Genomic DNA, 12,085 nt, shown 5'->3' on the forward strand with positions numbered 1-12,085 from the left:
GGGCGAACCGCTGGGCACAAATCCAGCAGTTCGCCCGCTACCGCTCCGGCCTGCCCGAGCAGGGCCGCGAGGCAACGGCGCACGCCCCCTGCTCGACCGGGTTCGCCGATCACGCCCGGTCGGCTATGTGACCATCGCCTTCTAGGGCGATCCGATGGAGAGGAAAGGTGTCCGTCATGGTGGATGAAGAGACCACAGAGCGACTCGCGCGTGCCCGGATCGCATGGTTTTCGTCTGTGCGCCCCGACAACTCACCGCACACGGTGCCCGTCTGGTTCGTACACGACGAGGACAGCATCTGGGTGACCAGTTCCGTGTCGAGCCGCAAAGTCGCGAATGTGAGACTGAACGACCGGGTGACCGTCGCCATCGACGGTTCTGCTCCGCACTCCTTGGTCGCACAGACCCGCGCCGAGATCATCGACGACATGTCGGAGCACCCGGGCGTCGTCGCGGGCTTCGCGCGCAAGTTCGGCGGCTTCGACATCACCGACGAGTCCATCGCCGGACCGCTGGTGCTCCTGCGGCTCACCGTCACGCGCTGGTTGCTCGACGGTTCAGCCCAATAAGGGGTGCTTCTCCCGAACGCCCGGCAACAGGACGAGCAATCCGCGAGTAGCTACCGCGCTGGGATGGGGGACCGGCCGCCCGACAACTCGGGCACGTGCTTGTACGGGGCCGAGCGGGACACCCCGAGCAGACGGGCGATCGAGGCCACCGAGTTGTGGGGGCGGCTCAGCAGGTCGCGGGCGTGATGGACCTGCTCGGCGGTCCCGTCCGGGGGTGGCCCGGCTCCGACCTGGACCCGCTCCTTCTGCCGCGCCGTACCCGGACGCCCCTCAAAGCAGCCGTCGTCTCGGGCGGAGGGTTCGGCCTCAGGTGCAGCCGTCGCCTCAGGCGGAGGTGCCGGGGACCAGGCCGTTCCGGAGCAGGAGCAGGTAGGCGTCGGCGGCGGCCCGGCGGCGCTCGGCCGGGTGCTCGGTGATCGCGTGGATCAGCCCGCACAGCAGCTTGAGCAGGTTCTCGCCGGTCAGGGGCGTCTCCGGGCGGGCGCGTTCGAGGAGCCGCGAGGTGGCCGCGACCAGTTCGCCCTTGGCCCGGCGCAGGGACTCCCGCTCGTCCTCGACGGTGATGAGGACGTCGAACAGGCCGGGCTGGTCGAGCGCTGCCGTCAGGGCCGCCCGGAGGAAGTCGTCGAGGCCGTGCCGGGGATCGGGGTCGGCCACCGCCTCGGCCGCCACGCGGTTGAGGTCGGTGACGGCCTCCTCGACCACGGCCTCCAGCATCGCCCGCGGGGTGGGGTAGAGGCGGTAGACCGTCCCGACGCCGACCCCCGCGCGGCGGGCCAGCTCGTTGAGCTTGAGGTCGGTCTCGCCTGCGCCGACCGCCTCCCGGGCCTTCTCGAAGATCTTCTGGTTGTTGCGCGCGACGTCCGCCCGCATGGCTGCCCCCCGGGTCCAGGAAGTTGATAACTCATCAACTTTTCGTGCTACGGTGAAATCGATAGCTTATCAACTTCCTTGTGGGGGATCAGCATGACCATCGTCTTCGTCCACGGCGTGCCCGAGACGCCGTCCGTCTGGAACGCCGTCCGCGCCCTCGTCCCCGAGCCGAGCGTGGCCCTGCGCCTGCCCGGCTTCGGCAGCGCCCGACCGGACGGCATGCGCGGCAAGGAGGAGTACGCCGCCTGGCTGGCCGACGAGCTCCGCGCCATCGGCGGGCCCGTCGACCTCGTCGGCCACGACTGGGGAGCCCACCTGGCCATGCGCGTGGTCTCCGCCCACGACGTCCCGGTCCGCAGCTGGGTCTCCGACGTCGCCCACGGCTGGCACCCCGAGTACCAGTGGCACGACGCGGCCACGCTGTGGCAGAAGAGCCCCGAGGGGGAGGAGTCGTTGGCGGCTCTGCGGGAGGCCGCCCCCGGCAGCGGGGCGACCTTCGGGGAGGTGCTCCGGTCCCGGGGCATGAGCGCGGAACTCGCGCAGGAGGTCGACGGGGTCCACGACGAGGTGATGAGCGCCGCCATCCTGGCGCTCTACCGGTCGGCGTGGCCCAACTTCCACGCGGACTGGGGCCGGGAGTTCGAGGGCCCGGTCGGGGCGCGGGGGCTCGTGCTCGTGCCGACCGGGGACCCGATGGCCCGCCCGGACCAGGACCGGGACGTGGCCCGGCAGTTGGGGGCGGAGTACGAGGAGCTGGACGGGCTGACCCACTACTGGATGCTCCAGGACCCTGAGCGGGGCGCGGCGGCCCTGCGCCGGTTCTGGGATTCGCTGCCCGGCTGAGTCGCGGGGGCGACCGCTGTTCCGGCGGGGTGCTCCCCACGGGGCGGATTCCTCGCGTGAAGTCGAACGGGTTCCCGCCGAACGACGTCGGTCGGCGTATATAGCGCTGTGACCAGCGTAAACGGGATCTCATTTTTTAGTAGTGCATTTATAATAAGTGTACTCCTACATCCTGCACGGGGGTGGCCGGTGCTCCGGAATGCTCCCGGACGGGGTCCCCGCGCCGCCGGAGGGCGGGACGGGGACCCCGGGGCGGTTCAGCGGGTGAACACGTAGGGGCGCAGGCCCGGCGGGACCCCGGCCGGATCGACGGGCAGGGACGCCCACACGTGGGTGCCCAGGTCGGCCCAGGGCGCGAGCCGGTGGTGGCCCCACGCGGAGGCCAGGTTCTCGACCATGAGCAGGCCGCGCTGCCCCTCGGCCCACTCCCATTCGTCGGCGCTCCGCCCGTGGGGGACGGCGGGGACGCCGCCGCCTCCGCCGAAGTCGGACAGGCCCACGCGCAGGGTGCCCGGGTCGGGCATGGACAGCGCGCGCAGGACCTCGCCGCCCTCGTGGCCGGAGTCGGTGTACTTGCAGCAGTTGGCGAAGAGCTCGCTGGTGACGAGGGTGAGCGTGTCCACCGTGTCCGGGTCGAACCCGGCCAGGTCGGCGGCGAGGTCCGCGCGGACCCGCCCCAGCTCGGACAGGTGCCCGGGGTAGACGCGGTGCTCCCAGAAGACGTGGGGCCTCATGCCGGTACCCCCTGCCGGGCCTGCCGTCCGCCCCACGCGTCGGTGGCGGCGGCCAGGTCGCCCCAGGTCGCCGGGGCGGCTGTCCTGGGGGCCGGGGCCGGGCCGAACGCCGAGAGGGGCAGCGGTGACGGGGCGGCGAGGAGGTCGCCGGAGGTGCGGGGCCGGGGGACCCAGCCGTGGAGGCGGGCGCTGGCCTCGGCCTGGACGCGGAGCAGCCCCCGTTCGCGCTCGTGGGCCTCGTAGTAGGGCCGGACGAGGGCGACGTCCTCGGCCTCGACGGTGTGGCGCGGGGGAGCCAGGTCCCGCACCGGGCGGTGAGGTGTTTCCGGGGGCGGAGCGGCGGCCGTGACGGTGTCAGGCGCGGCTGCCTGGGCCGGGACGGGAACGGGCGCGTAGCGGCGGACCCGGGTGGACCGGCGGCGACGCAACAGCCCGGGGGAGGCGTGGCGTCCGCGAGGGGCGGTGAACAGGGCCGTGACCAGCCGAAAGGCAGGGGTCAGGGCCGCAGCGCTAAACTGGCGCATGCTGGCAATCCTTGTCGTTAAAGGGTTGGAGTTGCTGGCCACGACCCCGAACGGTGTTCAGCCGTTGCGGGGTCATTTGATGCAGTTGGCTTTTCGAGACAGAGAGTAGGGGGTCGGGGGGTGGGATGGGGGAGGTATGGGAAAGTAAGGCGGGGAAAGTTGAGAAAACGGCCGACCGGCTCGCCGGTGGGCCGTCTTTATGTCTGTGATCAGGGGATATGGGCGATGGGGGCGAAGACCGCCGCCCGGGACCTGGGGGCCGGGTTCCAAAGGCGGGTGCGGAGCGCGACGGAGTGTCCTCCGGCAGAGGCAGCATGTCCGGCATGGAGAGTCCCGAGCAATATCGCGAAGCGGCCCGCGAGGCCGGTGTGCCCGAACACGCCATCGACCTGGCTCTCGGCCTCGCCCGCCCCCAGATCGAGCTGACCTCCTCGGCCGAGGACGGCGGGGTCCTGGTCGGGCAGTACGGAGGGCTTCCCTCCCTTCCCCCGGACGCCGTCTGGGGCTCCTACCCGCACTTCGTCGCGTCGGTCGACTGCGCGGCCCTTCCTCGGGGGTTCCTCGACATCCCGCTGCCGGAGGACGGGCACCTGCTGTTCTTCGCCAACAAACACGACGCCGACGGGGGCGGCGAGCCGGACACCCGCAACTACGTGGTCCATGTCCCGGCCGGGACGGCCACGGTGGAACGGGCTCCCGAAGCCGTGTTCGGGGACGATGAGGAGTTCGAGGACGAGGAGGAGGCCGCGTACTGGACCGCCCCCCACACGGACCCGCGCCCCCTGTACGCCCGGCCCATCCGGAGTCTGCCGGCGGATGACGACGATGCCCTCCACGATCCGGAGGTCCGACGGGTCTACCGGAAGTACGGCCTGGACCACCATGACAAGCGGAAGCTGGTGTGGGAGGTCGATCTGCTCCTGGGCGGATACGCCTACTCCCCGCAGGACCCTCCCATCATGCAGTCACCGGAGGAGAGGGTGGAGGAGGAGTGGGTCCTGCTGGCCCAGGCGCAGTACGCCATGCACGCGGACCCCGACTGCCAGGGCTGCCCGTTCTGGATCATCCGGCGCAGCGACCTGGAGAAGGGGGACTTCGCGGGCGCGAGGGTGGCCATGTGGAACTACTACTGACGAGGTGACCCCGGCGGTGGAGGTGTCGGTTCGTCAGTCGGACGGCGTGCGGAGGCGGAGGCACCCCGTCATGGGGGCGGGATCGGGAGAACGGCCGACCAGCGGGCTGGTCGGCCGCCCTTAATGTCCGGGATCAGGGGATGAGGGAGGTGGTGGAGCCGAGGAACGCCGCCCAGGCCTCGGGTGTGTAGTCGATGTGGCCGAGGGGTCGGTTCTCGGTGTCGCGCACCAGGACCGACTCTCCTTCGGCGACCTCGACGCAGCTGCCCGCTTCGCCGCTGTGGGTGCTCTTGTGCCAGGCGTTCACGGTGGCTCCTCTGCCTCGTCGGCTCAGGCGCGGTGGGTGGTCACCCCGCGCAGGAATGATGCCCACGCTTCGGCGGTGTAGTCGATGTGGCCGAGGGCGCGGTTCTGGGTGTCACGCACCAGAACGGCCTTCCCCTCCGCGACCTCGATGCAACGACCCTCGCCTCCGCTGTAGCTGCTCGTGTGCCACTGGGGTTCACGCTTCGTCATCGAGCACTTCCTTGGTCTTCCTGATCAGCTCCCGGCTGGCGCGGGGCGACATCGCCTCCGCCTGGAGAATGCCGAAGAGCATCGCGCAGTGTTGCACCTGCATCATGTCATCCATGAGCGCTTCACCCTTCATGTGTTCAGCTGAGGCGACTACTGGTTTGTCTGGGAAGGCGTAGATACAGAACGGTCCAGAACCTCCTGGGTGACACTCGGCGTCGGATGGGATCACCTGGAAGCGGATCTGCTCCTTGTCGATCAGCTTGATGACTGAAGTGAGTTGTTCGATGAGGACAGGCTGTCCTCCTCGAACTGCGCGGCGAAGCACTGCCTCCTCTACGACGATCGAGACCAGAGGCCGATTCTCCTGCCTTTCCAACACCTCCTGCCGAGCCATCCTCAGGGTGACCATCTGGTCGATCTCCTTCGGTGAGAACCACGGAACCGTGTCGGCCAGCAGGCCCCTGGTGTAGGACTCGCACTGGATCAGTCCCGGAAAGATGAGGGGCTGGTACTCCCGGAGTTCGGTCGCCTCCCGCTCCAGCTGCCCGACCTCTGTGTACCAGGGCGGTAGTGCGTCGGGCTCGTTCGCCGTGTTCCAGGCCCGCTTTATCGCACCCCCGGAATCGAATAGGTCATCCAGTTCAGCGGCCCGGTCCGAAGGCAGCCTGCGCCTGCCCTTCTCCCACGCGGACACCGTGGACTGGACGACCTTCAGCGCCTTGGCCACCTGTCCCTGCGTCATTCCGGCCTGGCTCCGTGCCGCCGCGATCTTCCTGCCCAGGGTCTTGCGCCTGGGGTTGGCCTTGAGGCTCACTACGACTCCCATTTCCGGGTTATCGCCACTACGACCCATGCAAGACCAGGACACGACCCGATAGGGCCTGTAACGACTAAGTGTGACCGTTCGGTGATTTCGCTGGAACCCGCCCACGGGCGGCCCCAGGGTGGTGCCACGGGCCACGCGCGTAGTGGCCGACCCAGGGAGGGAATACAGGTGCGACCAGTCATCCGCATTGTGCCGAACCGCGAGCCCGACACCGGCGGCTCCGAGCCCCTGCCCCGCCGGGTCACCGACCCCGACGACCGCGCGCCGATGGTGCTCGACCGCACGTGCGGGGTCCCCGACTGCCACGCCCTGGCCGTCGCCGGACGCCCCGAACAGGCCGCCGTCCTGCGCAGGCGCATCGCCACGGTCCTGCCGCCCGCGACCGCCGACACCGCCCAGTACCTGGTCAGCGAACTCTTCAACAACGCCATCACCCACTCGCGCAGCGGGGACGAGGGAGGGCACGTGACCGTGACCGTCCACCGGTTCCCCGACCGCGTCCAGCTGAAGGTCATCGACCAGGGGCCGCGCGGCGAGGCGGGCTCCACCCCGCACATGCGCCCCCTCGACCTGGAGAGGGAGGGCGGCCTGGGGCTCCGCCTCGTGCACGTCCAGGCGGCCCGGTGGGGGACCTTCCACGACCGGAACCGCACCACCGTGTGGTTCGAGCTGGACCGGCCGCAGGCCCGGATCTGAGGTGCCGCCCGTGACGACGCGACAAGAAAGGGGGAGACCGGTGGCGGAGCGAGCCCCGGAGAACCCCGCCCCAGACGTTGCCGTACGACCGGTGGAGAGGCTGCTGACCCCGCGTGAGGCCTCGCGCATCCTCGGCGTGGACCCCAAGACCCTCATCCGGTGGGAGGGGGAGGGGCGGCTCATGTCGCTCCGCACCCTCGGGGGACACCGGCGCTACCCGAGGACCCTGGTCGAGCAGCTGGCCGTCCCGGTGCCGCCGCTGGAGGAGGTCGTCTCCACCCTGCGGCAGGTCCACGACCGGGCCCTGGAGATCGGGGCGCGGGAGGAGGCGGCCACGATCGCCCGGCTCATGGCCGTGCTGGACGCCGAGGGGTGAACGCCCGCCGACCTCTGCGGGGGCGGGGCCGGCGGGGAAGGTCGATCGGCCGCTGTGCGCGGGCGGGACCGGCTACGGCGCCACGAGGCAGTCCACGGGGAGGCTCGTGGTGGTGTTGAGCGAGACGGGGGAGAGGGGGTGGTCGAGCACCCCGCCCACGGCCGAACAGGCCTCGTCGAGGGGCTCGGCGGCGACGGCCGTGCCGGCGCCGGCCGCCAGTGCGGCGGCGGTGAGGGCGGTGGCGGCCAGAAGGGTGCGCAGGCGCATGTCTCTCCACTCTCGGTAACTCGCATGAATCAATGAGTGACCAAGGGTAGTCGCGGTGGGACGGTCCTGCCCGGGGAACGCCTCCTGTCCGACCCTCCGGCCCGCGCACGGTCCCGTCACGGGGCTCCCGTGCACCCGGGGAGTTCGCCCCGCACCGACGCGCCGACGCGTCGGATCAGCCGGGCCGGACCCGCGTCGGGGGAGGCGGGGCGGTCAGCGGGACCGGGGGACCCGGTGCTCCCCGGAGCCGTTCGACGGGACGCGTCCGCGGAGGGAGGGCGCCGCCGGAGCGGCGGCCCCGGCCCCGCGTCCGCCACCGGCGCGCGCGACCGGCCGGTCCGCGAGGACTCCGCGCACGGCGCCGGGCGGGGTGGCCGACACCGAGGGCCCGCCCCCGGACGCCCCTCCCGGCCACCGGGCCCCGGCCTGTTCGACCCGGTCGCACAGGACGCGCATGCGTGTGAGCGACGTGCGCAGGGTCTCGGTGCCCGCACGCATGCGGCCGACGGCGTTGAGCGCCCTCATCTCCGCGGGCCGGACGCCGCGCGCCAGGAGGCGGACCAGCTCGCCGAAGGACCTCCTGCCCGCGTCGGCGTATCCGGCCACCTGCTCGGGGTCGTCCCCCGCCGCGAGCAGCGTCCTGCCCCGGGCGAGGAAGCCCGCGACCTCCCCGGCCGTCCCCCGGGAATCCGGGGCCGACGCCCGTGCGGCCCGCTCGGACTCCTCCAGGAGCGGCACCAGGCCGCTGAGCTCGGCGCGGGCGGAGAGCCACTCCCGCTTCACGGCATCGGCCTCCGCCACGACCTGGTTGAGTTCGGCGCGGGTGTACGGGGGCTGCCTCCGCGCCCAGGGGAAGCGTCGGCGCGTCTCCGGGGACAGCGGGTGCTCGCCCATCTCCAACCGGACCTCGGCCATGCTGTCACTCCCTGGTGTCGGGGCGGACGCGGCCCGGGGTGGGCCGACGCTTCCTGTTCGCCGGTTACGATCCGTACTTCTCCCGTCCGGTTCACGGGAGTTCCGGTGCGGCAGGGGTCATCCCCGCGCGATCTCCGCCAACTCGGCCGTGCTCGCGGCCGTGCGCTCCTCGTCGGCGGGGTCCAGCCGACCGCCCACGGGATGCTCCGGCGCGCCGACGTGCTCCCGGATCGCCTCCAGCGGCCCCAACCCGCGCTCGTGGAGCCTCACGAACTCCTCCAGCCACCACACCTCGGCGAAGTTGCTCTCCGGCTGCGCGTCGAGGTTGCGGACGAAACCGGCGGCGTCACCGGTCACCGAGGCCCACAGCAGCCCGACGGTCACGGAGCCGAGGCGGACGGGGAGGTAGCGCACCGGCTGGTCGGTGCGGCGGGGGTAGCTCTTGAGGACCTGCCTGGTCACCAGCTCGGGCCCGGGGTGCCGGGGCAGCTGCGAGGGCCGGGGCTCCCCGCCCAGTCCCTCGGGGAGGGCGGGCGGCGTGTAGCCGGGGTTCGCCCACGCCACGAGAGCGTCCTTGGACGGGGCCTCCTCGGGACGGGCCCCCTCCGGGACGCCTCCCCCGACGGGGTCCTCCCGCTCCTTCCGCAGGCGCTCCAGCGCCTCCAACGGGGTCAGGCCCGCACCGCAAGCCTGTTCCAGCCGCTTCCCCCAGAAGGACGCGACGCCGATCCGGGGTTCCGTGTCGAGCGCGGTGAGGACCATGACGGCGCCGGCCGCGTCCTCGCCCTCGTCGACAGCGGCCCACAGGTGGCCGATCGTCCGGCCTTCGAGGACCAGGGGGTAGTGGCGGACGGGGCCCCGGGCCTCCGTGGCGTAGGACGCACCCGACCGGTTCGTGTTCGGCGTCATGGTTGTGTCCCTCACTTCGTGGGCGGGAGGATACGGGCGTTGATGAAGGTCGTGCCTGCCTCGACGCGGACGCTGACGATCTCGTACCGCGTCTCCCGGGGGAAGATGATTTCACGCTGCCCGGGATAGGCGCTGCTGCCGCCCACCCACAACCCGTGGGCCCCCTCGGGAACGTCCAGGTGCACGGTGTACGCGAACGGCCTGCCGTCCACGACGATCGGATCCCGGCCCAGCGCCGTGGACATGTAGCCCGCGTCGGACTGGATCGTGCCCACGATCGACTGGGGGTCGGCGGGGTCGAACCCTGCGAGGTGGTCGATGCCGTGCAGGCCGCGGACCGCCTCGACGCCCTCGGGAAGGGGGCGCTCCAGCGCGGAGTCCAGGTCGCCCATCCGGGGGCGGACCGCGTCCGCGTCGGGGAACGTGCCGCCGTACTGCTCCGCGATACGGCCGGGGAGGCCCGCCTCGCTCAGCCAGAGGCCGAGACGGCCGTAGGGGTCGGGCGACCGGAAGACGTCCTCCATGATGCCCCGCTGGAGGTCCGTCAGCCGGATCTCCCCGTCGGCCGCCCTGCGCCACAGGCCGTGCAGGTCGTCCAGGCCGGGCCTGCTCAGGCCGTTCAGCTCGTACAGGGACCAGCCGCGCATCGTGCTGTTGGCGGGATCGTAGGTGTTCCAGTCGTTCGCGTTCCGCCGCAGGGTGTCCAGACCGGCCTGGACGGTGTCCGCCCGCGCGACGCTGTTGAGCCACGAGTTGACCGTGTAGTCGTAGACGGCCCGCCGCTGCTCCGGCGGGAGGCTGTCGAAGGTGTGCGGGTTGAGGTCCGGGTCGTCCAGCACACGCCGGGCGTACTCCTCCCCGTTGTCGTCGAACCTCCGGATGCCGTCGGGGCCCATCTCGCCCGGATAGTGGTCCGCGGGGTCTCCCGGGTCGATGCCAGGCGGAGGATCGTAGACGCCGCCGTTCCGGTCGGAGGCGCTGTCACCGTCAGGGGAGAACCCGTGGCCGTCCGAGGAGAACCCGGGTCCGTCCGTGTGGTGGACGGAGCCGCCGCCGTCGGGGAACGGCGAGTCGGCGGTGCCGCCGCCGTCGCCGACGCTGTTGTTCACGGTGGGACTGCGGTCTCCGAGGTTCGCGCCCTCTCCTCCGGTCCTGTCCCCGGGGAGGTCGAAGCCGCCCCCGGTGAGGTCGATCGTCCAGTCCGGCGACGTGTCGGGGGTCCCCGCGCCCTCCTCCGTGTCGGGGCGCGCGCCGACCAGGGCGGGCACCCTGTCGCCGTCACCGCTGTCACCGCTGTCGCTGCCGTCGCCCGTGCCGCTGCCGTCGCCGTCCGTGTCCCGGTCGAGCGCGCCGAAGTCGTCCCCGTACTCGTCCCGCAGCCGGGTCGACTCCGCCGACACCGGGTTGAGCACGTCCTCGACGGTCATGCCGTCGGCGAGGTCCTGGGAGGTGGGGTCGGTCGGGGAACCGGAACCCTCGGCGGGCTCGGGGCTCCAGTTCTCCAGCCGGTTCAGTGCGTCCTGGAGCTCCGCCGTCTCCGACGGGTTCAGGGAGCCGCGCAGGTCGGGCAGGTCGAGGTGGAAGCTCGCCAGCGTGGGCCCGTTGCCGCCGGAGAACGGGAGGTTGAGCCGCAGTTCCACGTCGATGCCGTTCCCGGCCCCGTCCGCGTCGGGCATGTCCGGCAGGTCGACCTTGTTGAGGATGGCCGAACCCCGCCACAGCAGGAGCGGTACGCCGACCACCGCCCCCACCCCGGTCGCCGTGAGTGCGGCGCCCGCCACCATCGATCCGATGTTCAGCACGGCGGTGCCGATCACGTACCCAGGACGGTCGTCCCACTCCCGCCACGGGACGACCGAGTGCGCCACCTCCGTCCACGTGTTCCCGAAGGTCTCCCAGCTGACCTCGCCCCACTCCCCGGTCGCGGGGTCGTACAGGCCGGCCATGGCGCCGAGGGTCGTGAGGGACTCCCCGTGGTACTCCACCAGGGCGTCGCCCATGTTCATCTCGAACCAGCCCTCGGAGCTGTGGGCGCCGAGCGCGCCGCCCAGGTCCTCGAGGGCCCCCACGGCGAAGTCCGAGACCGAGTGCCCCACGTCGACGAACCAGGCGTGGTCGGTCTCCATCGACCCGCCCCACGGCATGTCCATGTCGCCGAGGTACTCGTTGTAGCCGTGCGCGTACTGGCGCACGGCGGGTTCGGTTCCGGAGTCGGCGTGGACGAAGTTCGTCCGGACGGGGAGACCGGCGTTGACCGCGTTGGCGCACTCGACCTCCGCGGCCTCGTACTCCAGGCGCAGCGCGTCGGCCCGGTCCAGCAGGGCCTGGTGCTCCGCGACCTTCGGGCTCTCGTCCCCGGACCACCACTCGCCGGAGAAGGTGTCGGCCTTGCGCCAGTCGTCGTCCCCCTCGATGCTCGCGAGGAACGCGTTGGCGTCCGAGGTCAGGGCCGCCCAGCGCTCCTTGATGCCGCGGACCTCCTCGGCGAAGACCTCCAGGGCGGTGGCGGCCCGGTCCATCCCGTCCGACACCGAGTCGCCGTCGACGGCGACGGGGCCCACGACCGCGAACAGGGTCTCGGCCTCCGGGGCGGTGTAGCAGGCGCTCAGACCCGACCAGGCGCCGGTGATGTCGTGGCCCGACCCGGCCACGAGGGCCGCGTTCGCCCTGAGCCTCCCCGCCCGGTACTCCAGCCGGGCGGGCATGAGGGCGGGGATCGGGAACGCGTCCGGGTTGATCACGCCGCCGGCGGGCGTGCACATCTCTGCTGTCACTGCGGTGACTCCGTCCAGGCAGGGCTGAGGGGGAGCCCGGGGCGGGGGGCACGGGTCGTCGAAGCAGGAGCGGGGTGCGGAGTGCAAGACTCCGTCGGGGCCGGGGGAGACCGGCGGGGTGCGGCCGGGG

Annotated in this window: 15 protein-coding genes; 5 read left to right on the top strand and 10 right to left on the bottom strand. The window is 71.9% G+C overall.

The window, feature by feature from the left end; all coding sequences use genetic code 11:
* The first annotated feature begins 176 nt into the window (after positions 1 to 176).
* Positions 177 to 569, top strand: coding sequence for a pyridoxamine 5'-phosphate oxidase family protein (locus tag ABZ234_RS17585; protein ID WP_355012775.1), 393 nt, complete (start codon positions 177 to 179; stop codon positions 567 to 569).
* 324 nt (positions 570 to 893) lie between these two features.
* Here ABZ234_RS17585 and ABZ234_RS17590 read toward each other — a convergent pair whose 3' ends face one another.
* The gene (locus tag ABZ234_RS17590) at positions 894 to 1,442 is read right to left on the bottom strand and encodes a TetR/AcrR family transcriptional regulator (protein ID WP_355012776.1); all 549 of its coding nucleotides are present in this window, start codon (positions 1,440 to 1,442) and stop codon (positions 894 to 896) included.
* 93 nt (positions 1,443 to 1,535) lie between these two features.
* Here ABZ234_RS17590 and ABZ234_RS17595 point away from each other — a divergent pair, with 93 nt between their 5' ends.
* The gene (locus ABZ234_RS17595) at positions 1,536 to 2,285 is read left to right on the top strand and encodes an alpha/beta hydrolase (RefSeq protein ID WP_355012777.1); all 750 of its coding nucleotides are present in this window, start codon (positions 1,536 to 1,538) and stop codon (positions 2,283 to 2,285) included.
* Between the two features lie 257 nt (positions 2,286 to 2,542).
* On the opposite strand, the gene ABZ234_RS17600 is transcribed toward ABZ234_RS17595, so the two are convergent.
* Positions 2,543 to 3,019 carry an ATP-binding protein gene (locus ABZ234_RS17600; protein ID WP_355012778.1) on the bottom strand — a complete coding sequence of 159 codons (477 nt, stop codon included), beginning with the start codon at positions 3,017 to 3,019 and terminating at the stop codon, positions 2,543 to 2,545.
* A complete protein-coding gene (locus ABZ234_RS17605) occupies positions 3,016 to 3,543 on the bottom strand; it encodes a hypothetical protein (protein ID WP_355012779.1) in 528 nt (175 codons plus the stop codon). The genes ABZ234_RS17600 and ABZ234_RS17605 overlap by 4 nt, the downstream gene beginning before the upstream one ends.
* Positions 3,544 to 3,866: 323 nt before the next feature.
* Between ABZ234_RS17605 and ABZ234_RS17610 the strand changes: the two genes are divergently transcribed.
* The gene (locus ABZ234_RS17610; RefSeq protein WP_355012780.1) at positions 3,867 to 4,676 is read left to right on the top strand and encodes a DUF1963 domain-containing protein; all 810 of its coding nucleotides are present in this window, start codon (positions 3,867 to 3,869) and stop codon (positions 4,674 to 4,676) included.
* 133 nt (positions 4,677 to 4,809) lie between these two features.
* On the opposite strand, the gene ABZ234_RS17615 is transcribed toward ABZ234_RS17610, so the two are convergent.
* Genes ABZ234_RS17615 through ABZ234_RS17625 form a run of 3 tightly spaced genes read right to left on the bottom strand, consistent with a single transcriptional unit; the run spans position 4,810 to position 6,006 of the window.
* On the bottom strand, positions 4,810 to 4,983 hold the full coding sequence (locus ABZ234_RS17615) for a DUF397 domain-containing protein (RefSeq protein WP_330158410.1): 174 nt from the start codon (positions 4,981 to 4,983) through the stop codon (positions 4,810 to 4,812).
* 23 nt (positions 4,984 to 5,006) lie between these two features.
* Positions 5,007 to 5,192, bottom strand: coding sequence for a DUF397 domain-containing protein (locus ABZ234_RS17620; protein ID WP_355012781.1), 186 nt, complete (start codon positions 5,190 to 5,192; stop codon positions 5,007 to 5,009).
* On the bottom strand, positions 5,179 to 6,006 hold the full coding sequence (locus ABZ234_RS17625) for a helix-turn-helix transcriptional regulator (protein ID WP_355012782.1): 828 nt from the start codon (positions 6,004 to 6,006) through the stop codon (positions 5,179 to 5,181). Before ABZ234_RS17625 ends, ABZ234_RS17620 begins: the two co-directional genes overlap by 14 nt.
* A 180-nt stretch (positions 6,007 to 6,186) precedes the next feature.
* Between ABZ234_RS17625 and ABZ234_RS17630 the strand changes: the two genes are divergently transcribed.
* Positions 6,187 to 6,714, top strand: a complete 528-nt coding sequence (locus tag ABZ234_RS17630) for an ATP-binding protein (RefSeq protein WP_355012783.1) — start codon at positions 6,187 to 6,189, stop codon at positions 6,712 to 6,714.
* A gap of 91 nt (positions 6,715 to 6,805) precedes the next feature.
* Entirely contained in the window at positions 6,806 to 7,090 is a 285-nt protein-coding gene (locus tag ABZ234_RS17635; RefSeq protein WP_330158414.1) for a MerR family DNA-binding transcriptional regulator, read from the top strand.
* Between the two features lie 72 nt (positions 7,091 to 7,162).
* Here the strand turns inward: ABZ234_RS17635 and ABZ234_RS17640 are convergent, their stop codons facing one another.
* The 4 genes from ABZ234_RS17640 to ABZ234_RS17655 form a co-directional block, all read right to left on the bottom strand.
* Positions 7,163 to 7,357 carry a hypothetical protein gene (locus ABZ234_RS17640; RefSeq protein ID WP_355012784.1) on the bottom strand — a complete coding sequence of 65 codons (195 nt, stop codon included), beginning with the start codon at positions 7,355 to 7,357 and terminating at the stop codon, positions 7,163 to 7,165.
* 213 nt (positions 7,358 to 7,570) lie between these two features.
* Entirely contained in the window at positions 7,571 to 8,272 is a 702-nt protein-coding gene (locus tag ABZ234_RS17645; protein ID WP_355012785.1) for a hypothetical protein, read from the bottom strand.
* 117 nt (positions 8,273 to 8,389) lie between these two features.
* Entirely contained in the window at positions 8,390 to 9,181 is a 792-nt protein-coding gene (locus ABZ234_RS17650) for a hypothetical protein (protein ID WP_355012786.1), read from the bottom strand.
* Positions 9,182 to 9,192: 11 nt separating this feature from the next.
* On the bottom strand, positions 9,193 to 11,955 hold the full coding sequence (locus ABZ234_RS17655; RefSeq protein WP_355012787.1) for an ADP-ribosyltransferase: 2,763 nt from the start codon (positions 11,953 to 11,955) through the stop codon (positions 9,193 to 9,195).
* Between the last annotated feature and the right edge of the window lie 130 nt (positions 11,956 to 12,085).

It is taken from the genome of Nocardiopsis sp. NPDC006198 (genome assembly GCF_040613895.1).
In the GTDB taxonomy this organism is placed as follows: Bacteria; Actinomycetota; Actinomycetes; order Streptosporangiales; family Streptosporangiaceae; genus Nocardiopsis; species Nocardiopsis tropica.